Here is a 20,741-nt window from a genome sequence, read left to right as displayed (position 1 = left end):
AAGTGCAACCGTGAAATAGAAAACCCCGGACAAGTCCGGGGTTTTTGTTACTGCGTACTCAAAGCGGGCAGGGATCAGCCGTTCTGGCGGATACCGGCGACCAGCCAAGGCTGGTTTTCGCCTTGTGGGCGCTCCATGTTCCAGCTTTCGCTGAACACTTCGCCCTGGTCGAAACGCGAGGTCTTCGACACACCGCTGAAGGTCAGGGTGGCGATGGTCTTGTCGGCGCGGTCATCCACACCTTCAAGCTGCACTTTCAGGTCGTCGATGTAGGTCGACTGGAAGCCGTCGCCCAGGTCGGCACGTTCGCGCTTGAGGAACTCCAGCAGTTGCGGGGTCACGAACTCGGCGATCTTGTCCATTTCGTTGGCGTCCCAGTGTTGCTGCAGGGACTGGAAGTGGCTGCGGGCCGCTTCGACGAAGCGCTCTTCGTTGAACCAGGCGGGTGCGTTGATCACCGGACGAGCGGCAGCAGGAGCAGCCGAACCGCCGAAGATCGAACCCATGGCAGCAGGCTTTTGCTCGAACACTTCACGCTGCATCGGCGCGCCGGCTGGAGCCATGTGCTCCTGTTGCTTGCGGCGACGGGCGGCGATAAAGCGGAAGATCAGGAAGGCGATGACCGCCATGATCAGGATGTCGAAGATCTGCATGCCCTGGAAGCCGCCGCCCATGAACATGGAGGCGAGCAGGCCGCCGGCCGCGATACCGGCCAGAGGGCCCAACCAGCGCGAAGCACCGCCAGCCTTGGCAGCAGCGCCTGCGGCACCGGCAGCGCCAGCGGTCGCAGCTGCGCCGCCCATGCCGCCGCCGGATGGGGCCATTTGGCTGGTCTGGTGGCTCGGCGCCGAGCCCATGGATTTGCCGCCACCGAAGCGCTTGGCGTTGGCGTCGAGGCTCATCGTCAGGCCGATGCACAACGCCATGGCGATGCTAAGAAAACGTTTCATAAAGGGAATTCCCATTTGTGGATTGCACGCGCGCCATGTTGCACAGGTGTGATGTCAGTGGCTAGCGGCATAGTGTTTCGGGCTTTTGCGTAGGGCCAATACCGAATCGTCTGTAGGACTTATTACAGATATTGGCCCCACCGCTGCCAAATACAAGGGTGGGGCAACATCCTTCATGTTCTACAGTTGTTTCAGATTGCTTCGAGCTTGGCGTAGCCCATCATCAGCCACTTGCTGCCTTCGGCGAAGTTCACCTGCACCCTGGCCTGGGCACCGGCACCTTCGAAGTTGAGGATCACGCCTTCGCCGAAGATCGCGTGCTTGACCTGCTGGCCAAGGCTGAACGGCGTCTCGGGGATTTCCGAACCAGCGAACATGCTGCTGGAGTTCTGCTGCTGGCCGCCGCCGAACGGTCGGCTGACGCTGTTGGACAGGCGCACTTCCTGAATCAGCCCTTTCGGCACTTCACGTACGAAGCGCGACACCTTGTTGTAGGTCTCGCTGCCGTACAGGCGCCGGGTTTCGGCGTAGGTCATCACCAGGTTCTGCATCGCCCGGGTGATGCCCACGTAGGCCAGGCGGCGTTCCTCCTCAAGGCGGCCGGGTTCTTCCAGGCTCATCTTGTGGGGGAACAGGCCTTCTTCCATGCCCACCAGGAACACGTAGGGGAATTCCAGGCCCTTGGCACTGTGCAAGGTCATCAGCTGAATGCTGTCTTCATGCTCATCAGCCTGGGTGTCGCCGGCTTCCAGGGAAGCGTGGCCGAGGAATGCCGCCAGTGGCGTCAGGTCTTCGTCTTCTTCGGTGTTTTCGAACGCGCGGGCGGCGCTGACCAGTTCCTCAAGGTTTTCTACCCGGGCCTGGCCTTTCTCGCCTTTTTCCGCTTCGTGGTAGGCGATCAGGCCGGACTGCTCGATCACGGTCTGGGTCATCAGGTGCAGGGGCATTTCCATGCACTTGGCGGCCAGGTTCTCGATCAGCTCGACAAACACGCTCAAGGCACCGGCCGCACGGCCGGTCAGGCCCTTGTTGGCGATCAGCAGGCGCATCGCTTCCCACATCGACACATCGCTGTGGCGTGCGTGGTCGCGAATCGCCTCGACGGTCTTCTCGCCGATGCCACGGGCCGGAATGTTGATCACCCGTTCCAGCGCCGCATCGTTGCCGCGACCTTCCAGCAAGCGCAGGTAGGCCATGGCGTTCTTGATTTCGGCACGTTCGAAGAAGCGCTGGCCACCATAGATGCGATACGGAATGCGCTCGCGCAGCAGGGCCTCTTCCAATACCCGTGATTGGGCGTTGGAGCGGTAGAGAATCGCGATATCGCTGCGGGCCAGGCCGGTTTTCAGGGCGCTTTCGATGGTTTCCACCACGTAGCGCGCTTCATCGTGTTCGTTGAAGGCGGCGTACAGGTTGATCGCTTCGCCTTCGCCGCCGTCGGTCCACAGTTCTTTGCCCAGGCGCCCGGTGTTGTTGGCGATCAAGGCGTTGGCGGCCTTGAGGATCCCGGCGGTGGAGCGGTAGTTCTGTTCCAGGCGGATGGTTTCGGCGTCCGGGAAGTCGTCGCTGTACTGGTAGATGTTCTCGATTTTCGCGCCGCGCCAGCCGTAGATCGACTGGTCGTCGTCGCCCACCACCATCAGGCTGTCGCCGCCCTTGGCCAGCAGGCGCAACCAGGCGTACTGCACGGCGTTGGTATCCTGGAACTCGTCCACCAGGATGTGGCGGAAGCGTTTCTGGTAGTGCGCCAGCAGGCCCGGGTTGTCGCGCCACAAGTCGAGGGCGCGCAGCAGCAGCTCGGAGAAGTCGATGACGCCGGCGCGCTGGCAGGCCACTTCATAGGCTTCATAAATGCTGCGCATGGTGGCCAGGAACAGGTCGCCGCTGGCCTGGATATGTTGCGGGCGCAGGCCTTCATCTTTCTGGCCATTGATGAACCACTGGGCCTGACGGACCGGCCAGCGTTGTTCATCCAGGCCCAGCTCGCGGATTACCCGCTTGACCAGGCGTTGCTGGTCGTCGCTGTCGAGAATCTGGAAGGTCTGGCTCAGGCCGGCTTCCTGCCAATGCGCCCGCAACAGGCGGTGCGCCAGGCCGTGGAAGGTGCCCACCCACATGCCGGCCGGGCTGATGCCCATCAACTGCTCGATGCGATGACGCATCTCGGCAGCGGCCTTGTTGGTGAAGGTCACCGACAGGATGGAATGCGGTGAGGCGTTCTCGACCTGGATCAACCAGGCGATACGGTGCACCAGCACTCGGGTTTTACCGGAGCCAGCACCGGCCAGGACCAACTGACGGCCAACGGGGGCCGCTACGGCCTGGCGTTGGGCATCGTTGAGGGAGTTCAGCAAAAGAGAGAGATCATCGCGCATCGGCGCATTCTAGGGTGCCCGGGGGAGTCGGGCAAATCCCAATGCCGGGTGGTCACGGGAAAACTTCTGCGTCGACACAGGATAAGGCAACAATCTATTCACGGTGATGACCGGTCGGTCATCGCCCACAGCCCGCGCCCTGTCTCACTCAAGCTGTCTGGCTCCAAGGTTTGCGCCTGATTGTCGCGCTGTTTTTATGACTTGGGGCAGTTTGGCCCGAGCGTTTGCTTGTGTATGCTCCGTCGACGTTTCGGGCTCACCATTATAAGAACACTGCCTATGACCCTTAGCATTGACCTGGCGGGACCCTCCGTGGCGCCGGCGCAGGTTATCCGCAAGCACTACGCCATGGAGATGGCGGTGGAGCGCACGCGCCTGCTTTACCAAGGCTCCCTGCTGCCTACTTTATTAATGCTGGTGAATGGACTGGTCTGCGCCTGGTTGCTCTGGAGCCCGCAGCGCTATCTGCTGGACAGCATTTGGCTGGTATGGCTGCTGGCGCTGGTGGCCTTGCGGGTAATTCAGGTGGCGGCGTTCGATTCCGCCATGCCCAGCCGCCAGGCGCAGCCGATCTGGCGACGCATGTTCATGCTGGGCTCGGCCGTCAGCGGCTTGACGCTGGCCAGTGCTGCCATCGCCCTGGTCCCTGTGGACAGTTTTGCGCAACAGGCCTGGGTGTTCGGCCTGCTCGGCGCGGCGACCTTGTCCGCCAGTGTGGCCTATGCCGTCAGCCTGCCGGCTTTCCTGTCGTTTGCCGTGCCCTGCCTGGTACCGGCCATCCTCTATTTATTCTGGAGCGGCGACCCGCAACAGCAAGGCTGGGGTTGCCTGGGCCTGATTCTGCTGGCATCCCTGAGCCTGGTGGCATGGCAGGTCAATCGCCTGATCCAGCGCGGGCTGCTCAGGCGCTTCCAGAACCAGGCGTTGATCGAGCACCTGCAGCAAGCGCAGCAACGCAGCGAGCAACTGAACCAGGAACTGGTGCGTGAGGTGGAGCAGCGGCGCCAGGTCGAACAAGAGTTGCGCGAAGCACAGATTGGCCTGCAGCAACGCGTCGATCAGCGCAGCCAGGAACTGGACGCGGCCAGCCTGGCCCTGAGCAAAAGCGAGGCGCGTCTGGCCATGGCGCTGCAGGCCAGCGAACTGGGGCTGTGGGACTGGAACCTGCAAACCGATGAGGTCCACCACACCCAGCTCAAGGAGTTGTTCGGCCTGGAGCCGGAATACGTCACGGCGATGCTCAGCCACCTCAAGCCACGCCTGCACCCGGACGACTTGCCGCTGCTCAAGCGCGCGCTGGTGGAGCACCTTAAAGGCCGCAGCGAGGACTACCTGGTGGAATACCGGGTACGCCATGGCGATGGCCATTGGGTATGGATCCAGGACCGTGGCCGCGCCGTGGAGCGCTCGGCAGGCGGGCGCGTCACGCGGATGCTCGGTACCCGCCGCGACATCAGCGCCGGCAAGGTCCTGGAAGAACAGCAGCGCCTGGCATCGACGGTGTTTGAGGCGGCCAGCGAAGGCATTGTGATCCTCGACCCGGACTACGTGCTGATAGCCGTCAACCAGGCATTCAGCCGCGTCACCGGCTTCGACATTGACGACATGATCGGGCGCAATGTCGTGGAGCTGCCCAGCAGCCGCGACGCACGGCGCCACTTCCCGGTGATCCGCCAGGCGTTGCTCAGCTACGGCACCTGGCAGGGCGAGCTCGTGGAGACCCGCAAGAACGGCGAACTCTACCCGCAATGGCTACAACTGAATGTAGTCCGGGATATTCGGGGAAACGTCAGCCATATCGTGGGCTTCTTCGCCGATCTGTCTGCGCGGCGCGAATCCGAGGAGCGCATGCGCTACCTCACGCACTACGACGAATTGACCGGGCTGGCCAACCGCTCGCTGTTCCGCGAGCGGTTGCGCGAAGCCCATCAGCGGGTGCGCCAGGGTGGCCGCAGCCTGGCCTTGCTGCATATCAACCTGGACCGTTTCAAGCTGCTCAACGACAGCCTCGGGCATGAAGTGGCCGACCAGTTGTTGCAGAAAATGGCCCGCCGCTTGATCAACGCCTTGCCCGAAGCCGACACCATAGCGCGGCTCTCTGGCGATGAATTCGCCGTGCTGTTCGACGCCTACGGCAACCTGTCGAGCCTGGCGCGGGTGGCCACGCGGTTGCTGGCCAAGTTGCGGGTGCCGGTGACGGTGGAAGGGCACGAGCTGGTGGTCAGTGCCTCAATGGGCGTCAGCCTGTTGCCCGACAATGCGCGGGAAATATCCGCGCTGGTCAGCCAGTCGAACATGGCCATGCAGCACGCCAAGCACCTGGGCGGTAATAACTTCCAGTTCTACACCGACAGCCTGCAGGCCAGCACCCTGGAACGGTTGCAGCTGGAAAACCAGCTGCGCAAGGCGATTGATGAGCGCCAGCTCACGGTGTTCTACCAACCCAAACTGTGCCTGGCCAGTGGCAAGCTGAATGCGGCCGAAGCATTGATTCGCTGGGAACATCCGCAGTGGGGCATGGTGCCGCCCGGCGACTTTATCGGGCTGGCCGAAGAAACCGGCCTGATCGTGCCGCTGGGGGAGTTCGTGTTGCGCCAGGCGTGCTGGCAGGCTTGTGAATGGCAACGCCAGGGGCTGGCGCCGATTCGGGTGTCGGTCAACCTGTCGGTGCACCAACTGCGCCAGGGCAAGCTGATCAGCCTGGTGCGCCAGGTGCTGGAAGAAACCGGGCTTGATCCGCAATACCTGGAGCTGGAACTGACCGAAAGCCAGCTGCTCGACAGCGTCGAGCACATCATCTCGACCTTCCAGCAACTGCGCGACCTGGGGGTGAAGCTGGCGATTGATGATTTTGGCACCGGTTACTCATCCCTCAGTTACCTCAAGCGCATCCCCGTGGACTACGTGAAGATCGACCAGACGTTCATTCGCGGCCTGGGCCAGGGACGCGAAGATGCCTCGATCACCCGCGCCATCATTGCCATGGCCCACGGGCTGTCGCTCAAGGTGGTGGCCGAGGGTGTGGAAGATCAGCAGCAGCTGGACTTTTTGCGGGATGAGCAGTGCGACGAGGTGCAGGGCTATTTGATCAGTCGGCCGGTGGAAGCGGATGGCTTGGCGGATTTGTTACGAAAAAATGCCGATTTTCCATAGTTGAGCCCAAGCCGCACGCGGGGCTACATCGAGCCTGCCCGCTGAATCAGCGGGCAGCAGCGTGATTAAGTGATGCATCGAACGGGCAAATCGGTAATTCTTGTAGTATAACTACAAGCTTGCTACATCCCTGGCGTCTGCCAATAACAAGAGTCCAGCCCTTTGAACCTGTTGCAACATATCGCCCAGTCGCGCCACCTGTTACGCAAATCGGAACTCAAGGTTGCCGATCACGTGCTGCTTGACCCTGCGGCCGTGATGCACAGTTCCATGGCCGACCTGGCCCACAGCGTGGGCATCAGCGAGCCGACCATCGTGCGCTTCTGCCGCGCCATCGGTTGCTCCGGTTTCCAGGACTTGAAGCTCAAGCTGGCCCAGAGCCTGGCGGCCGGTGCGAGCTTTGGCCAGTTTGCGATCCACGAAGACGATTCCGTCGCCGACTACAGCCTGAAAATCTTCGACACCACCCTGCACACCCTGATGGAAGTGCGCGAAAAGCTCGACCCGGTGGAGCTGCAAAAAGCCGTGACCGCCATGTCCCAGGCCCAGCGCGTGGAGTTCTACGGTTTCGGCGCGTCCGGCGCGGTGGCGGCGGATGCCCAGCACAAGTTCTTCCGTTTGCTGCTGACGGCGGCGGCCTACAGCGACCCGCACATGCAGGCGATGTCGGCGGTGACGTTGAAGCCCAGCGACGTGGCGATCTGCATTTCCCAGTCCGGCCGCTCCAAGGATTTGCTGATCACCGCCAACCTGGTGCGTGAAAGCGGCGCGACCCTGATTACCCTGTGCCCGAGCCAGACGCCATTGGCAGAGCTGTCGACCGTCAACCTGGCGATCGATGTACACGAGGACACCGAGATCTACACGCCGCTGACCTCGCGTATCGCCCACCTGGTGGTGATCGACGTGCTGGCGATGGGCGTGGCCATGGCGCGCGGCCCGAGCCTGGTCAACCACCTCAAGAGCGTGAAGCGCAGCTTGCGCAGCCTTCGGTTGTCACCCAAGTCCGTAAAAGCCCTCGACGACTGATAGTTTGTACGCGGATCAATTGTGGGAGCGGGCTTGCTCGCGAATGCGGAGTGTCAGTCACTGAATATGCTGGCTGGCCCACCGCATTCGCGAGCAAGCCCGCTCCCACATTTTGATTGGGTCCTGCCCCGCAAGATTCATCGTCCTGTCATCCCCATGCCGCTAAACCGTCATTGCCCGAGCCCATCCTGAACTCCCCTTACTCGCATTGGGAGACTCGAAATGGCTCGGCAATACGAAGAAAGCAACAGCACCGTCAAGACCCGCCGCCAGCAGGAAGACCAGCGCCGCATGGCCTTCCGTCGCGCAATTGAAGACCGCTGCGATCAGCGTCAATTGCAACAGAGCATCAGTGACTATCCGGAACTCCACTGGCAGGCACCCGCGGCTGCCCAGCGAAGCGTTCAGCCAGCGCGCTGATCTGCAGTCGCTCGCTGCGGATAAAGCCCAGGAATGCATGGGCCACCGGTGACAGGCGCTTGGCCTTGGCCTGCACCAGGCACCAGCTGCGGTAAAGCGGCAGTTCTTCCACCGGCAGCTCCCTGAGCCCGCCGGTGGCCAGTTCCAGGTTGACCGCGTGGCGCGTCAGCAGCGCCACGCCCAACCCAGCGGTCACGCACTCGCGCTGCGCCTCGGCCGAAGACACTTCCACCGTCTGGGTGAAGTGCACGCGCTTCTCCTTGAAATACTCTTCGCACGCCATCCGCGTCCCGGACCCCGGCTCGCGCAACAGCAGCGTGTAAGGCTCAAGGTCCTGCAGGCGCAACGGCCCTTGATGGCTCAGCGGATGATCGTGGGGCGCCACCGCGACAATCGGGTTGTTCAGGAACGGCAGGAATTCCAGGCCCATGTCCTGGGGCACCATCGACATGATCACCAGGTCGTCGCGGTTGTCTGAAAGCCGGCGAATCACCTGGGCGCGGTTGACCACCGTCAGGTGCAGGTTGACCTCCGGATGCTGGCGCTTGAAGGCGGCAAACAGGTGCGGCACGAAGTACTTGGCGCTGGATTCCACCGCCAGTTTCAGCTGGCCCTGCAACGAGCCCTGCATGTCGGAGAGCTGCATATCGAGGTTTTCCAGGCGTCCGAAAATGTCCCGGCTGGCCCGTTGCAAGGCTTCAGCAGCTTCAGTCATATAGAGCTTTTTGCCGACGTAATCGAACAATGGCTGGCCCAGCAGCTCCTCCAGCTGCTTGATTTGTAGGCTAACTGCCGGTTGCGTGAGGGACATTTCCTCGGCTGCGCGGCTGTAGGAACGCAAATCACAGACTTCATTGAAAATCTGCAATTGACGCAATGTCATACGCATCAATGACTTACGCATAGTTCAACCACTCCCGCCGACCCTTGATGCGACGACTATAAGTCTTTGCTTATACACAACCCAATAATTATTGATTTTTGTTAATCCCTGCAGGGGCATAGTGTGTGTCACGCGACTGCCATGAAACATTTGGTCACGCGCCGACCCGCTTCCAGGGTCGAAGTAGGTAGCAATCGGCTCAAGGGAATTTCCAAGTGATAAAAAAGATCCTGATCGCCAACCGTGGTGAGATTGCCGTACGTATCGTGCGTGCCTGCGCCGAGATGGGCATTCGTTCGGTCGCGGTCTATTCCGATGCCGATCGCCATGCCCTGCATGTAAAGCGTGCAGATGAAGCCCACAGCATCGGTGCCGAGCCATTGGCCGGTTACCTGAACCCGCGCAAGCTGGTGAACCTCGCGGTGGAAACCGGTTGCGACGCGCTGCACCCCGGCTACGGCTTCCTCTCGGAAAACGCCGAGCTGGCAGACATTTGCGCCGAACGTGGGATCAAGTTCATCGGCCCGTCCGCAGAAGTGATTCGCCGCATGGGCGACAAGACTGAAGCCCGCCGCAGCATGATCAAGGCCGGCGTACCGGTGACCCCGGGCACCGAAGGCAACGTTGCCGACATCGCTGAAGCCCTCACCGAAGGCGACCGCATTGGTTACCCGGTGATGCTCAAGGCCACCTCCGGTGGTGGCGGTCGCGGTATCCGTCGCTGCAACAGCCGTGAAGAACTCGAACAAGCCTTCCCCCGGGTAATTTCCGAAGCCACCAAGGCCTTCGGTTCGGCAGAAGTGTTCCTGGAAAAATGCATCGTCAATCCCAAGCACATCGAGGCGCAGATCCTCGGTGACAGCTTCGGCAATGTGGTGCATCTGTTCGAGCGCGATTGCTCGATCCAGCGCCGTAACCAGAAGCTGATCGAGATCGCCCCTAGCCCCCAGCTGACCCCTGAACAGCGTGCCTACATCGGCGACCTGTCGGTGCGCGCGGCCAAGGCCGTGGGCTACGAGAACGCCGGCACCGTGGAGTTCCTGCTCGCCGAGGGCGAGGTGTACTTCATGGAGATGAACACCCGGGTGCAGGTGGAACACACCATTACCGAAGAAATCACCGGCATCGACATTGTGCGTGAGCAGATCCGCATTGCGTCGGGCCTGCCGCTGTCGGTCAAGCAGGAAGACATTCAGCACCGGGGTTTTGCGTTGCAGTTCCGCATCAACGCCGAAGACCCGAAGAACAACTTCCTGCCCAGCTTCGGCAAGATCACCCGTTACTACGCACCCGGTGGTCCCGGCGTGCGTACCGACACGGCGATCTACACCGGCTACACCATCCCGCCGTTCTACGACTCGATGTGCCTGAAGCTGGTGGTGTGGGCGTTGACCTGGGAAGAAGCCATGGACCGCGGCCTGCGCGCCCTGGACGACATGCGCCTGCAAGGCGTGAAGACCACCGCCGCCTATTACCAGGAAATCCTGCGCAACCCGGAATTCCGCAGCGGCCAGTTCAACACCAGTTTTGTGGAAAGCCACCCTGAGCTGACCAACTACTCGATCAAGCGCAAACCCGAAGAGCTGGCCCTGGCCATCGCCGCCGCCATCGCCGCCCACGCAGGCCTGTGAGGAATATAAGAATGAGCAAGAAGATCTTCGTAACCGACACCATCCTGCGCGACGCCCACCAATCGTTGCTGGCAACCCGCATGCGCACCGACGACATGCTGCCGATCTGCGACAAGCTCGACAAAGTCGGCTACTGGTCCCTGGAAGTCTGGGGCGGCGCGACCTTCGACGCCTGCGTACGCTTCCTGAAAGAAGACCCGTGGGAGCGCCTGCGCAAACTGCGCGCGGCGTTGCCCAACACGCGCCTGCAAATGCTGCTGCGTGGCCAGAACCTGTTGGGCTACCGCCACTACAGCGACGATGTGGTCAAAGCCTTCGTCGCCAAGGCCGCTGTCAACGGCATCGACGTGTTCCGCATCTTCGACGCGATGAACGACGTGCGTAACCTGCGAGTGGCCATCGAAGCGGTAAAAGCCGCCGGCAAACATGCCCAGGGCACCATCGCCTACACCACCAGCCCGGTGCACACCATCGAGGCGTTCGTGGCCCAGGCCAAGCAAATGGAAGCCATGGGTTGCGACTCGGTGGCGATCAAGGACATGGCCGGCCTGCTGACGCCATACGCCACCGGCGAGCTGGTCAAGGCGCTGAAGGCCGAGCAGAGCCTGCCGATCTTCATCCACTCCCACGACACTGCGGGCCTGGCTTCGATGTGCCAGCTCAAGGCCATCGAAAACGGTGCCGACCATATCGACACCGCTATCTCCAGCTTCGCCTGGGGCACCAGCCACCCGGGTACCGAGTCGATGGTCGCGGCCCTCAAAGGCAGCGAATTCGACACCGGCCTCAGCCTGGAACTGCTGCAGGAAATCGGTTTGTACTTCTACGCTGTGCGCAAGAAGTACCACCAGTTCGAAAGCGAATTCACCGCTGTCGACACCCGCGTGCAAGTCAACCAGGTACCGGGCGGGATGATTTCCAACCTGGCCAACCAGCTGAAAGAGCAGGGCGCGCTGAACCGCATGAGCGAAGTGCTGGCCGAAATCCCGCGAGTTCGTGAAGACCTTGGCTTCCCGCCGCTGGTCACCCCGACTTCGCAGATCGTCGGTACCCAGGCGTTCTTCAACGTGCTGGCCGGCGAGCGCTACAAGACCATCACCAACGAAGTGAAGCTGTACCTGCAAGGCGGCTACGGCAAGGCGCCGGGCACCGTGAATGAAAAACTGCGGCGCCAGGCCATCGGCAGCGAAGAGGTGATCGACCATCGCCCGGCAGACCTGCTGAAGCCGGAAATGACCAAGTTGCGCGGCGAAATCGGCGCGTTGGCCAAGTCCGAAGAAGACGTACTGACCTACGCGATGTTCCCGGACATCGGGCGCAAATTCCTTGAAGAGCGCGACGCTGGCACCTTGAGCCCTGAAGTGCTGTTGCCGATTCCTGAAGCCGGCGGCGTGGCCCGTGCCGGTGGTGAAGGTGTGCCGACCGAGTTCGTGATCGACGTGCACGGCGAAAGCTATCGCGTGGACATCACCGGGGTGGGCGTCAAGGCCGAAGGCAAGCGCCACTTCTACCTGTCCATCGACGGCATGCCGGAAGAAGTGGTGTTCGAGCCGCTCAACGAGTTTGTCAGCAGTGGCGGCAGCAAGCGCAAGCACGCCACCGCGCCAGGCCATGTCAGCACGGCGATGCCGGGCAACATCGTCGACGTACTGGTCAAGGAAGGCGACGTGGTGAAGGCCGGCCAGGCTGTGTTGATCACTGAAGCGATGAAGATGGAGACCGAAGTACAGGCGTCGATCGCCGGCAAGGTCACCGCCGTACACGTGGCCAAGGGCGACCGGGTCAACCCGGGTGAAATCCTGATTGAAATCGAAGGCTGATCAACAGCCTTCGAAACTACCGCTTAAACCTCGGGGGGGCATGTGCCCCCTTTTTTTTGCCCGCAATAATCAGAACGCCAGGGTCCACTGGCCCAGCAAACCCTGGTTACGGCTGTGGGTGCCGACCTCGGCGGTATAGGCCAGGCCCACGGTGTGCCGGGTCGACAGCGCCAGGTCCACCCCGGTGTGCAGCGCCAGGCTGTCGCGGTCCAGGGAGGTGCCTTCGATGGTGAAGTCACTGTTGAAGCCCGGCCGTTTTACCCACGCGGAGGACTGGCGCACGGTGCTGCTCACGTCACCGTAGAGGTGCTTCCAGCCTGTGCTCAGGTGCGGCTTGAGGGCCATCTGGTTGTCCAGCGTAAAGGCACTGGCCAGGCGCAAGCCGAAGGTGCTGCTGAGGTTTTCCTGGGTCTGGGCGCCGACATTCAGCGCTGTAAAGCCGCCTTTTTCCTTGTAGCGGTCGCGGTGATAGCGCTGGTAGCCGATCCCCGCATAGGGTTCGACGCTGAAACTGCCCTTGTCCAGTTGATAGCCCAGCTCGGCGAAAGCGTTCTGGCTTTGGGCGTTGTATTTGCCTTTCGACTGCTCGCGGCGCTCGACGAAATCAAAGTCTACGCTGCGTTGGGTTTGGCCGGCATGGCTGCTGTAGATCGCCCCCAGGCGCAGTGCAAGGGGGCCGTCCTGACGCACGGCGTAACCGCCGAGGTGCCAGCTGTCCAGTTCGCCCTTGAAGCGTTTGGCGTTCAGGTCGCTGGCGGACTTGGCGCCCATCACACCCACCCGCCAGGCATCGTCCACTGCCCAGTCGCCGCCCAGCATCAGGCCTCGGGTGTGTTGCTGCAGGCCCACGCTACCGTGCTGTCCTTCAAGCTTGCCAGCGTTGCCCAGGGCCTGGAACCATACGTGGCCATTGCCTTCGGCATCCGTAAGGTTGCGTTCGTCGCCTGTCCGGCGCATGACTGAAAGCAGGCTGCTGTTGAGCTGTTTCATGCTGTCTTGAGTGGCGGCGCCAAGGTTGGCGTTCTGGCTGCCTGCCAGTTGCTCCAGAACTGCACCCACACGGCCCGGTGCCAGCCTGCCAAGTTCCCGGGCGATATTGTCCAGTTCGTACTCCTCCCACTCATTGAGTTCGCCCGACTTGATGAGGGTGTCCACGGCAGAGTCCAGTACGCGGGCAACCTGCTGGCCGTTACGGGTGGTGGCGTGGTCGGTAAAGTTAAAGTCGGGAGTGGGCTTGGGTGGCTTGGGGCGCTGGAGGCCTTGCTGGCCGGCCTCTGGCGCCGGGATGAACCACTCGCTGTCTGGATCGATGTCCCCTCGCGCCTGGACGAATTGAGCGTTGGTGGCACCCAGCGCGAAGGTGATGGCGAGTGCGAGTTGTTTCTGAAGGAGTGGCATGCAGGTCCGACCTCTTGATGTATGAGGTCGGGAAATCTAGCGGGGTAAAGGGCGGATAAATGTCAGGCCATCCACCCTTTGCCTGCCAGAGATGTCTCTAGTGGGCCGCGATTAAAAACTCATCTGCCATTGCCCGATCAGCCCGTGATTGCGGCTGTTACTGCCTATTTCGCCGCTGTAGCCCACGCCGAGGGTATGGCGTGCCGACAGGCCTATATCCAGCCCGGCTTCCAGCAACAGGCTGTCGCGGTCCAGGGCGCTGCCTTCGACGTTGAACGCGGTGCCGCCCATCAGGAAGGCCTGGCGGGTGCTGCTGTCCACGTCGCCGTAGGTGTGCTTCCAGCCGGCGCTGACCCGCGGTGTGAGACTGATGCCGTTGTCCAGCTGGCTCAAGTGCGCCAGACGCAGGCCGAAGGTGCTGCTGAAATTGTCCTGGGTTTGCCCTTCGACATGCAGGGCGGCGGCGCCGCCTTTTTCGTTGTAGCTGTCGCGGTGGTAGCGCTGGTAGCCGAGGTTGGCGAACGGCTCGGCGCTCAGGCGCCCGCTGCCCATGGCATAACCCAGTTCGGCGAAGGCTTGTTGGCTGTTGGCGTCGTAGTCACCTTTGGGCCGATCGTTGAAACCGTCAAAGGCCACCGTACGTTTACTGTCTCCCTGGTGCCCGCTGTACGCAGCACCCAGGCGCAAGGCCAGCGGTCCGCTCTGGCGCATGGCGTAGACGCCGGCGTGCCAGCTGTCGACGCTGCCGTCGACGCCGGTGGTGTCCAGGTCGGTCTTCGAATATCCGCCCAGCACGCCCACGCGCCAGTCCGAATCGAGCGCCCAGTCGGCCCCCATCACGCTGCCTTTGGTGCGCTGGGTCAGGCCATTGCTGCCGCGGTCGCCGTCGAGCTTGCCGTAGCTGCCGATACCTTGCAGCCACAGGCGGCCCCGGGCATTGGGGTCGTTGAGGTTACGGGCTTCGGCGGGTACGCCGGTGGCGGCCAGTACGGGTGTGTCTTTTTGATCAAGGCCCACCAGCAGTCCGGCACCGCCGCCCAGTTGGTGCATGGCGTTCAACATGCTGTTGCCGACCTGGGCGCTGGCGCCGAGGGTGGCACTGGTCAGGTTGGCGGTGCTGCTGCCGGCCAATTGCTCGATGGCGGCACCGGCGCTGCTGTTGGTGGTGTTGAGCAAGGCGTTGTACAACGCGTTGTTCTTGCCCAGGCTCGCCAGGGCGTTGGCGGCGCGGGTGCCGTTGCCGGTGTTGGCGAACTGATTGAACGCCACGTCATTGCGGGAATAGGTCAGGCCGACCTGGGTAGGGCTGTAATCCAGGGTGGGGGTGAGGAAGGCATAGTCGCTGGTGACCTTGCCGAACGTGCCGTTGATGCTGCCGGCCTGCAGTACCGTGTAGTGGCTCTGCCACGGGTAGGTGCCGGTGCCGGGATTGACCGCCAGGGTCGCGCCATTCAGGTACGCGGTGCCGCCGACCTGGACCGGTGCGCTGCTGCCGTCGGCATTCACGCCATAGGCCAGGGTCGAGCCGCTGGTCATCGTCAGGTCGCGGGTGATGCTGGCGGTGCCGAGGGCGGTGTTGGTCTGCAAGGTGCCTTTGACCAACAGGCTGCCGACACTGCCGCCACCGGCATAAATACCGCCTTCATCGACGGTCAGGTTGCCAGCGATCCCGCCCTGGTTGATCAGCTTGGCGCCGCTGAAAATCTCGCCGCCGTCGCTGAAGTCGCCGCTGCCGGTGAGGGTCCAGGTGCCTTGCTTCACGTCCAGCCATTCGAAGTTGCGGCTGTCGCCAAAACTGCCGCCGGCGGCGTCGTCCATGATCACGCGGTCATATCCGGTGCCGCCATCCACCACGCCGACAAAGCGGCTGCCGCCGAGCAGGGTCAGCGTGTCATCGCCGCCGCCCAAATCCAGGGCCAGGCCGTTGCTGCCGCTGATCAAGCCGGCGTTGACCACCGTGTCGGCAAACTCGCCGACGAACTTCACGCCGAAGCCGTTCAGGCCCTGAATGGTGCCATGGTTGATCAGGGTGGTTGCAGCAAGTCCCGGGCCGTCGCTGCCGTCGTCCACCAGCACCGCGTTGTTGGCACCGCTTACCAATGCACCCACGCCGTTGAACACGTAGCCACCGCCGAGGGCGATGCCTTCGCTGCCGTTGGCAAAGCCGTTCTTGTCGACACCGCCGGCGCCCACGCCCTGGATGATGCCGTAGTTTTCAATGTGGGCGATCTTGTCGATGTCCACGCCGTCACCATCGCCGTCCGGCTGCAGTCCGGAAAATGCGCCGGTAATAGTGCCGTGGTTGATCACCGTGCCATCGCCGTCGGAACCAAAGCCCGAGCCGTTGCGGCCGATTACCGTGCCGTAGTTGGTCAGCGTGGCGCCCAGGTCGGTGGTGATGCCGTGGCGGCCGCCGGAGATGAGGCCGTAGTTGGTGACGGTCACGCCAGTAGCGGAGTCGATGTCGACGCCGTCGAATTTGTCATCGCGCGAGTGGGTGTCGCCGGTGGAAATCTCGCCGTAGTTGGTGATCGTAGCGTTGCCGCCGGTCTTCATGCCGTCGCTGGCGTCGCCGCGAATCAGCCCGCCTTGGCGGTTGATGATAGTGGTGGTGACGTTGGAGCTGCGGATCGCATCCAGGTCCAGCCCTTGGCCGGTGGCGGAGCGAATGGTGCCGTTGTTGTCGATCAACAGGCTGCCGCTGGCGAAGTTGCTGTCGATGCGCAGCGCGTCGTTGGCGCCCTGGATCACACCGCCTGCGCGGTTGTAGATGCTGTAGTTGCGAGCGGCGGTGAGGTCGCCGCTGCTGTCGATCCCGCGGCCGCCAGTGGAGGCGATAGTGCCCGAGTTATCGATCCGCACGCCGTTGCCGCTGGTGCCGTCTTTCAAGGTCACCGCGACTTTGGAAGTCGTAATGCTGCCCGGTGCCGAAATCGTCAACGAGTCACTGCCACCCAGGGTTTGCCCGGTGGTGGTGGGCGTGTCGATCTGCAGCGTCTTGGTTGGCGTGGGCGCCGCATCGACAAAACCGCTGCTGACCAGCAGGCCGAGAGTGAGCGCAAGGCGCTGGGGCGAAGGGGGCATGGCGGGCGACCTTGTTTTTGGAAAAGAGTCGACCTGTATAGCGGAGGTTTTTTACAGAATGATGGCGAGGAGGTGACGGGGATTGAAATGAGCCTGACGGTTGAAGAACGAACCCGGTTGATCGAAAGCATTCAGGATGCATTGGCCGAGGGAACGCTGGAAATAGCCGAGGCGGTACGCCGGCTGCGAACGGAAGTCACTAGGCTGCATCAGAGCCAGTTTGCCAAGATGTGCAAAATCTCCGTACGCACGCTGGTGCATATCGAACATGGCGAGGGCAATCAGACGCTGAAGTCGTTGAACGCAGTGTTCAGGCCGTTTGGGTTGAAGATGGGAGTGGTGAAGGTTCGCAGAAGCTTGTAGGAAAAGGCGATGGCGTGGTGTTTGATATAGATGCTCGCCTATTCGCCTCGGCTGAGCACAAGGCCCGGATACGCTGAAGATACAATGTGGGAGCCGGGCTTGCCCGCGATGACGGTGGGTCAGTTGATACATTTGTGACTGATACGCCGCTTTCGCGAGCAAGCCCGCTCCCACATTTGTCAGGGGGTGGCAGGGTGGCTTAGGTACGGCACTCCACCAGTGTTTTCAACTGTCCCGAACCGGTCTGGTTTGCATCCGACAGCCACGCTTCAAACCCGGCCCCAATCGCCGGCCATTCCCCATCCAGGATCGAATACCACGCCGTATCCCGGTTCTTTCCCTTCACTACCGTGTGCTGGCGAAACACCCCTTCAAAACTGAAACCCAAACGCTCGGCGGCGTTTTTGGAGCGGGCGTTGGCGTTGTTGCACTTCCACTCCAGGCGACGATTGCCCAGCTCAAACGAGTGCCTGGCCAGCAGGTACACCGCCTCGGTGCTTTTCGGTGAACGTTGCATCGGGGCGCCGAAGGTCACGTGGCCGATTTCAATACGGCCTTGCTCGGGCACGATGGACATCAGGCTGAGGATGCCTTGCACCTCGCCGCTGGCCTTGTCGATCACACTGAAGAAGTACGGGTCGCTGTGGGACGCGTGGTTGTTCAGCCAGGCATCGAAGGCGGCGCGCTCGGGGAATGGGCCGTAAGGCAAATAGTCCCACAGCTTCGGATCCGCGCCGGGGCCTTGCAGGGCGTTGAACAGGTCATCGCCGTGGCGGGCGGGGTCGAGTTTTTCCAGGCGCACGAAGCGCCCTTCGATAAGGGTGACGGTGGGCGCCGGGACACCTTTCCAGTCGGCCAATGATGTCGTCATGCTGTGCTTCTCCTTAAAGACCTTTGCGAAACTGGATAAAGCCGGGGCGTTCGGCGATGCGTTCGTACAGCTGGATGGCGGTGGCGTTGGTCTCGTGGGTCAGCCAGTGGACCTTGCAGCAACCGTCGGCCTTGGCGGTGGCGTAGACGAATTCGATCAGCTTGCGGCCGACGCCGGTGCCGCGCTGGGCCGGATCTACCAGCAAATCCTGCAGGTAGCAAGAGTTCTCGATGCTCCAGTTGGAACGGTGGTAGATGAAATTGACCATGCCTACGGCCTTGCCGTCCTGCCAGGCCAGGGCCGAGTGGGTCGGCTCATTGGCGTCGATCAAGCGTTGCCAGGTGTTCTGGCTGACGGCGTCGGGCAGCTCGGTGTTGTAGAAGCGCAGGTAGGCTTGCCACAGGGGCAACCAAGCGGCGTGGTCGGCGGCGCTGACCTGGCGGATTTCGATCTGGCTCATGATGGCTCCTTGGGAATAAAGCGGGCGAGGGTCTGGTCGCGTACGTCGGTGCTGGCGGCCAGGCCGTCGCGAACACCGGCGATGTCCGCCGGGCTGCGGTTCTGGCTGAGTTTGCGTTTGCCTTCCAGGCGCTGGATCGGCAGGGCAAAGCCGACAATGGCCTTGAGCATGCCGTCGATGTAGTCGGCCGGGGCGTCGCTGACTTTCCAGGGTTGGGCGCGATTGCCTTCATGGCGGTCGGTGAGGGCGCTGACCAGTTCGAGCAGGCGCTCGGCGTCGGTGAACACTTCGCCGGTGCCGTAGGCGTGTACCGCGATGTAATTCCAGGTCGGCACCACTTTGCCGTGTTCGGCCTTGGCCGGGTAGAACGACGGACTGACGTAGGCCTCGGCGCCGGCAAAAATCACCAGGGCCTCGCCGCCATTTTGCAGGTCCTGCCATTGGCGATTGGCTTTGGCCATGTGCCCGTAAAGGGTGCCGTTGGGCCCTTCATCCGGGTTGAGCAGCAGCGGCAAATGGCTGGCTTGCAGGCCTTGTTCGCCCAAGGTCACCAGTTGCGCCAGGCGCGTGTGCTGGATCAGTTGCTGGATTTCGGGCAAGTCATCGAGGGCAAAGGCGCGTGGTGTGTACATGAAGATTTTCCTTGGCGAATGCCTGCATCCTAGGCAGGCTATTGGTTCGTTGTAAGAGCCATCTATAGTCAATTTTATAGGTCCAATTCCATGCCTGCGTTAGAACCACCGCTCTCGTTCAACCCGGCGGGTATCGAGTTGGACCGACGCCAGGGACTCACCCGCCAGCTCTATCAGGCGCTGCGCCAGCGAGTATTGGATGGCCGGTTAGTCAGTGGCACCCGGCTCCCCGCCAGCCGTGACCTGGCGGCGGCACTATCGATCTCGCGCAACAGTGTGGTTCGCGCTTACGACCAACTGTATGCCGAAGGATTTATCGAAGGCCGCGTGGGTGATGGCACCTATGTGGCGCAATTGCCGCAGACGTCGACGCCCGCAAAAAAACTATCCACAAAAGTGTCCACAGGGTTATCAACAGGCTTATCCCCAGGTTTATCCACAAAGCGCCCGGATTTACCTGTGTTTTCGTCCAGTCAAGTTATCCACAGCGGTGCGCTGGCGCGGGTGGAAAACAACCATTTGGCGCTTCCGCCCAGTGGTCCGCCGAGGGCTTTCAGGGTGGGCGTACCGGCTTTCGATCTGTTCCCGTTTGACGTGTGGGCCAAGCTGAATGCGGCTTTCTGGCGCAAGCCGGACTTGCAGCAGTTGTGTTACGGCGACCCGGCGGGCGACGCGCGCCTGCGTGGATTGATTGCGGCCTATCTACGCAGTTCTCGCGGCATGCAGTGCACGGCTGAGCAAATAGTGATCACCAGTGGCGCGCAGCAGGCAATCAGCCTTTGTGCACAGCTGCTGGTGGAGCCCGGCGATGAGGTTGCCATCGAGAATCCGGGGTATCGGGCAGCAGGCCATGCGTTCGCGGTGGCGGGTGGCCAATTGCATGGCGTGACGGTGGACAGCGAGGGCATCGACTGCGCTGCCTTGAACCGCCTCGGCGGTTGCCGCCTGGCCTACGTCACCCCGTCCCATCAATACCCCACCGGCGTGGTGATGAGCCTGGCCCGGCGCCTGGAACTGCTGGCCTGGGCCGAGCGTACGGGCGGCTGGATCGTCGAGGATGACTACGACGGTGAGTACCGCTACAGCGGCGCGCCCCTGGCGCCACTGGCGGCCCTCGATCGCACGGGGCGGGTGCTGTATGTCGGGACTTTCGGCAAGGTGGCCTTTCCGGCGCTGCGCCTGGGCTACCTGGTGTTGCCGGCCGGCCTGGTCCAGGCCTTTGCCCGGCGCCGCGCGGTGGATGTGCGCCACTCGGAAGTCAGCAACCAGGCGGTGATGGCGGAGTTCATGGCGACCGGGCATTTCCAGCGTCATGTACGCCGCATGCGCCGCGCCGCGCAGAGCCGGCTCAATGCGCTATTGGCCGAATGGCCCGCCGGCGTTGAAGGTGTTGGCCGCCTGCCGTCGGTGGCGGCCGGGCTGCACCTGACCGTGCGGGTCGACAGCCTGGCGCGGGAACAGGCGCTGATCCAACAGGCGGCGGCAGTGGGTGTGGAGGTCAATGGCTTGAGCAGCTATTGGCTGCCGGAGTCACTCACGCCGCAGGATCAGCGTGCCGGATTGGTATTGGGGTTTGCTGCCGTGCCCGAGGCGCAGATCAGCCAGGCGTTGAAGCGCTTGGGCCAGGTTTGGCGCGCGCCGGTTGCGCACTGAGGCGCAACCGGCGGCAACC

The 20,741-nt window shown here is 62.3% G+C and carries 15 protein-coding genes; 7 read left to right on the top strand and 8 right to left on the bottom strand.

Annotation, left to right across the window (positions count from 1 at the left end; translation table 11 throughout):
- Positions 1-74: 74 nt before the first annotated feature.
- Together HX818_RS14665 and uvrD are read right to left on the bottom strand one after the other, a co-directional pair.
- Positions 75-950: a Tim44 domain-containing protein gene (locus HX818_RS14665; RefSeq protein WP_003213454.1), complete on the bottom strand. Its 876-nt coding sequence runs from the start codon at positions 948-950 to the stop codon at positions 75-77.
- 191 nt (positions 951-1,141) lie between these two features.
- Positions 1,142-3,325: a DNA helicase II gene (gene uvrD, locus HX818_RS14660; protein ID WP_003213452.1), complete on the bottom strand. Its 2,184-nt coding sequence runs from the start codon at positions 3,323-3,325 to the stop codon at positions 1,142-1,144.
- 279 nt (positions 3,326-3,604) lie between these two features.
- On the opposite strand from uvrD, the gene HX818_RS14655 reads away from it, so the two are divergent.
- The 3 genes from HX818_RS14655 to HX818_RS31255 all read left to right on the top strand — a co-directional run bounded on the left by HX818_RS14655 (position 3,605) and on the right by HX818_RS31255 (position 7,927).
- Positions 3,605-6,478: a GGDEF domain-containing phosphodiesterase gene (locus HX818_RS14655; protein WP_177020315.1), complete on the top strand. Its 2,874-nt coding sequence runs from the start codon at positions 3,605-3,607 to the stop codon at positions 6,476-6,478.
- A gap of 162 nt (positions 6,479-6,640) precedes the next feature.
- Positions 6,641-7,507 (top strand): transcriptional regulator HexR, encoded by an 867-nt coding sequence (hexR, locus tag HX818_RS14650; protein WP_003213447.1) that lies wholly within the window; start codon positions 6,641-6,643, stop codon positions 7,505-7,507.
- Positions 7,508-7,729: 222 nt separating this feature from the next.
- On the top strand, positions 7,730-7,927 hold the full coding sequence (locus HX818_RS31255) for a PA3496 family putative envelope integrity protein (RefSeq protein ID WP_003213445.1): 198 nt from the start codon (positions 7,730-7,732) through the stop codon (positions 7,925-7,927).
- On the opposite strand, the gene HX818_RS14645 is transcribed toward HX818_RS31255, so the two are convergent.
- On the bottom strand, positions 7,857-8,831 hold the full coding sequence (locus tag HX818_RS14645) for a LysR family transcriptional regulator (RefSeq protein WP_003213443.1): 975 nt from the start codon (positions 8,829-8,831) through the stop codon (positions 7,857-7,859). The two genes, HX818_RS31255 and HX818_RS14645, sit on opposite strands and share 71 nt — an antisense overlap.
- Positions 8,832-9,025: 194 nt before the next feature.
- Here HX818_RS14645 and HX818_RS14640 point away from each other — a divergent pair, with 194 nt between their 5' ends.
- A complete protein-coding gene (locus tag HX818_RS14640; RefSeq protein WP_003213442.1) occupies positions 9,026-10,441 on the top strand; it encodes an acetyl-CoA carboxylase biotin carboxylase subunit in 1,416 nt (471 codons plus the stop codon).
- 11 nt (positions 10,442-10,452) lie between these two features.
- A complete protein-coding gene (oadA, locus tag HX818_RS14635) occupies positions 10,453-12,261 on the top strand; it encodes a sodium-extruding oxaloacetate decarboxylase subunit alpha (protein ID WP_102370189.1) in 1,809 nt (602 codons plus the stop codon).
- A 69-nt stretch (positions 12,262-12,330) separates the two neighbouring features.
- Here oadA and HX818_RS14630 read toward each other — a convergent pair whose 3' ends face one another.
- Together HX818_RS14630 and HX818_RS14625 are read right to left on the bottom strand one after the other, a co-directional pair.
- Positions 12,331-13,659: an autotransporter domain-containing protein gene (locus HX818_RS14630; protein ID WP_177020314.1), complete on the bottom strand. Its 1,329-nt coding sequence runs from the start codon at positions 13,657-13,659 to the stop codon at positions 12,331-12,333.
- Between the two features lie 111 nt (positions 13,660-13,770).
- Positions 13,771-16,743, bottom strand: a complete 2,973-nt coding sequence (locus tag HX818_RS14625; RefSeq protein ID WP_177020313.1) for an autotransporter domain-containing protein — start codon at positions 16,741-16,743, stop codon at positions 13,771-13,773.
- Positions 16,744-16,830: 87 nt separating this feature from the next.
- Between HX818_RS14625 and HX818_RS14620 the strand changes: the two genes are divergently transcribed.
- A complete protein-coding gene (locus tag HX818_RS14620) occupies positions 16,831-17,106 on the top strand; it encodes a transcriptional regulator (protein WP_177020312.1) in 276 nt (91 codons plus the stop codon).
- 199 nt (positions 17,107-17,305) lie between these two features.
- On the opposite strand, the gene HX818_RS14615 is transcribed toward HX818_RS14620, so the two are convergent.
- The 3 genes from HX818_RS14615 to HX818_RS14605 are packed head-to-tail and all read right to left on the bottom strand — an operon-like array spanning position 17,306 to position 19,069.
- A complete protein-coding gene (locus HX818_RS14615; protein WP_177020311.1) occupies positions 17,306-17,977 on the bottom strand; it encodes a GNAT family N-acetyltransferase in 672 nt (223 codons plus the stop codon).
- Positions 17,978-17,990: 13 nt separating this feature from the next.
- Positions 17,991-18,437 (bottom strand): GNAT family N-acetyltransferase, encoded by a 447-nt coding sequence (locus HX818_RS14610; RefSeq protein ID WP_003213433.1) that lies wholly within the window; start codon positions 18,435-18,437, stop codon positions 17,991-17,993.
- Positions 18,434-19,069, bottom strand: coding sequence for an FMN-binding negative transcriptional regulator (locus HX818_RS14605; protein WP_177020310.1), 636 nt, complete (start codon positions 19,067-19,069; stop codon positions 18,434-18,436). Before HX818_RS14605 ends, HX818_RS14610 begins: the two co-directional genes overlap by 4 nt.
- A 90-nt stretch (positions 19,070-19,159) precedes the next feature.
- Between HX818_RS14605 and HX818_RS14600 the strand changes: the two genes are divergently transcribed.
- Positions 19,160-20,722 carry a PLP-dependent aminotransferase family protein gene (locus tag HX818_RS14600; protein WP_177020309.1) on the top strand — a complete coding sequence of 521 codons (1,563 nt, stop codon included), beginning with the start codon at positions 19,160-19,162 and terminating at the stop codon, positions 20,720-20,722.
- The last annotated feature ends 19 nt before the right edge of the window (positions 20,723-20,741 follow it).

This window comes from Pseudomonas sp. F9001 (genome assembly GCF_013385435.1).
Classification (GTDB): Bacteria; Pseudomonadota; Gammaproteobacteria; order Pseudomonadales; family Pseudomonadaceae; genus Aquipseudomonas.
This window is presented reverse-complemented; position numbering and strand designations above follow the sequence as displayed.

What these genes read in the sequence shown, in the direction of transcription:
- HX818_RS14620 (WP_177020312.1), top strand. Translation starts at nt 16,831, where the DNA reads ATGAGCCTGACGGTTGAAGAACGAACCCGGTTGATCGAAAGCATTCAG.
- HX818_RS14600 (WP_177020309.1), top strand. Translation starts at nt 19,160, where the DNA reads ATGCCTGCGTTAGAACCACCGCTCTCGTTCAACCCGGCGGGTATCGAG.
- HX818_RS14610 (WP_003213433.1), bottom strand. Translation starts at nt 18,437, where the DNA reads ATGAGCCAGATCGAAATCCGCCAGGTCAGCGCCGCCGACCACGCCGCT.
- HX818_RS14655 (WP_177020315.1), top strand. Translation starts at nt 3,605, where the DNA reads ATGACCCTTAGCATTGACCTGGCGGGACCCTCCGTGGCGCCGGCGCAG.
- oadA (WP_102370189.1), top strand. Translation starts at nt 10,453, where the DNA reads ATGAGCAAGAAGATCTTCGTAACCGACACCATCCTGCGCGACGCCCAC.
- HX818_RS14625 (WP_177020313.1), bottom strand. Translation starts at nt 16,743, where the DNA reads ATGCCCCCTTCGCCCCAGCGCCTTGCGCTCACTCTCGGCCTGCTGGTC.
- HX818_RS31255 (WP_003213445.1), top strand. Translation starts at nt 7,730, where the DNA reads ATGGCTCGGCAATACGAAGAAAGCAACAGCACCGTCAAGACCCGCCGC.
- HX818_RS14605 (WP_177020310.1), bottom strand. Translation starts at nt 19,069, where the DNA reads ATGTACACACCACGCGCCTTTGCCCTCGATGACTTGCCCGAAATCCAG.
- HX818_RS14630 (WP_177020314.1), bottom strand. Translation starts at nt 13,659, where the DNA reads ATGCCACTCCTTCAGAAACAACTCGCACTCGCCATCACCTTCGCGCTG.
- uvrD (WP_003213452.1), bottom strand. Translation starts at nt 3,325, where the DNA reads ATGCGCGATGATCTCTCTCTTTTGCTGAACTCCCTCAACGATGCCCAA.
- HX818_RS14645 (WP_003213443.1), bottom strand. Translation starts at nt 8,831, where the DNA reads ATGCGTAAGTCATTGATGCGTATGACATTGCGTCAATTGCAGATTTTC.
- HX818_RS14615 (WP_177020311.1), bottom strand. Translation starts at nt 17,977, where the DNA reads ATGACGACATCATTGGCCGACTGGAAAGGTGTCCCGGCGCCCACCGTC.
- HX818_RS14665 (WP_003213454.1), bottom strand. Translation starts at nt 950, where the DNA reads ATGAAACGTTTTCTTAGCATCGCCATGGCGTTGTGCATCGGCCTGACG.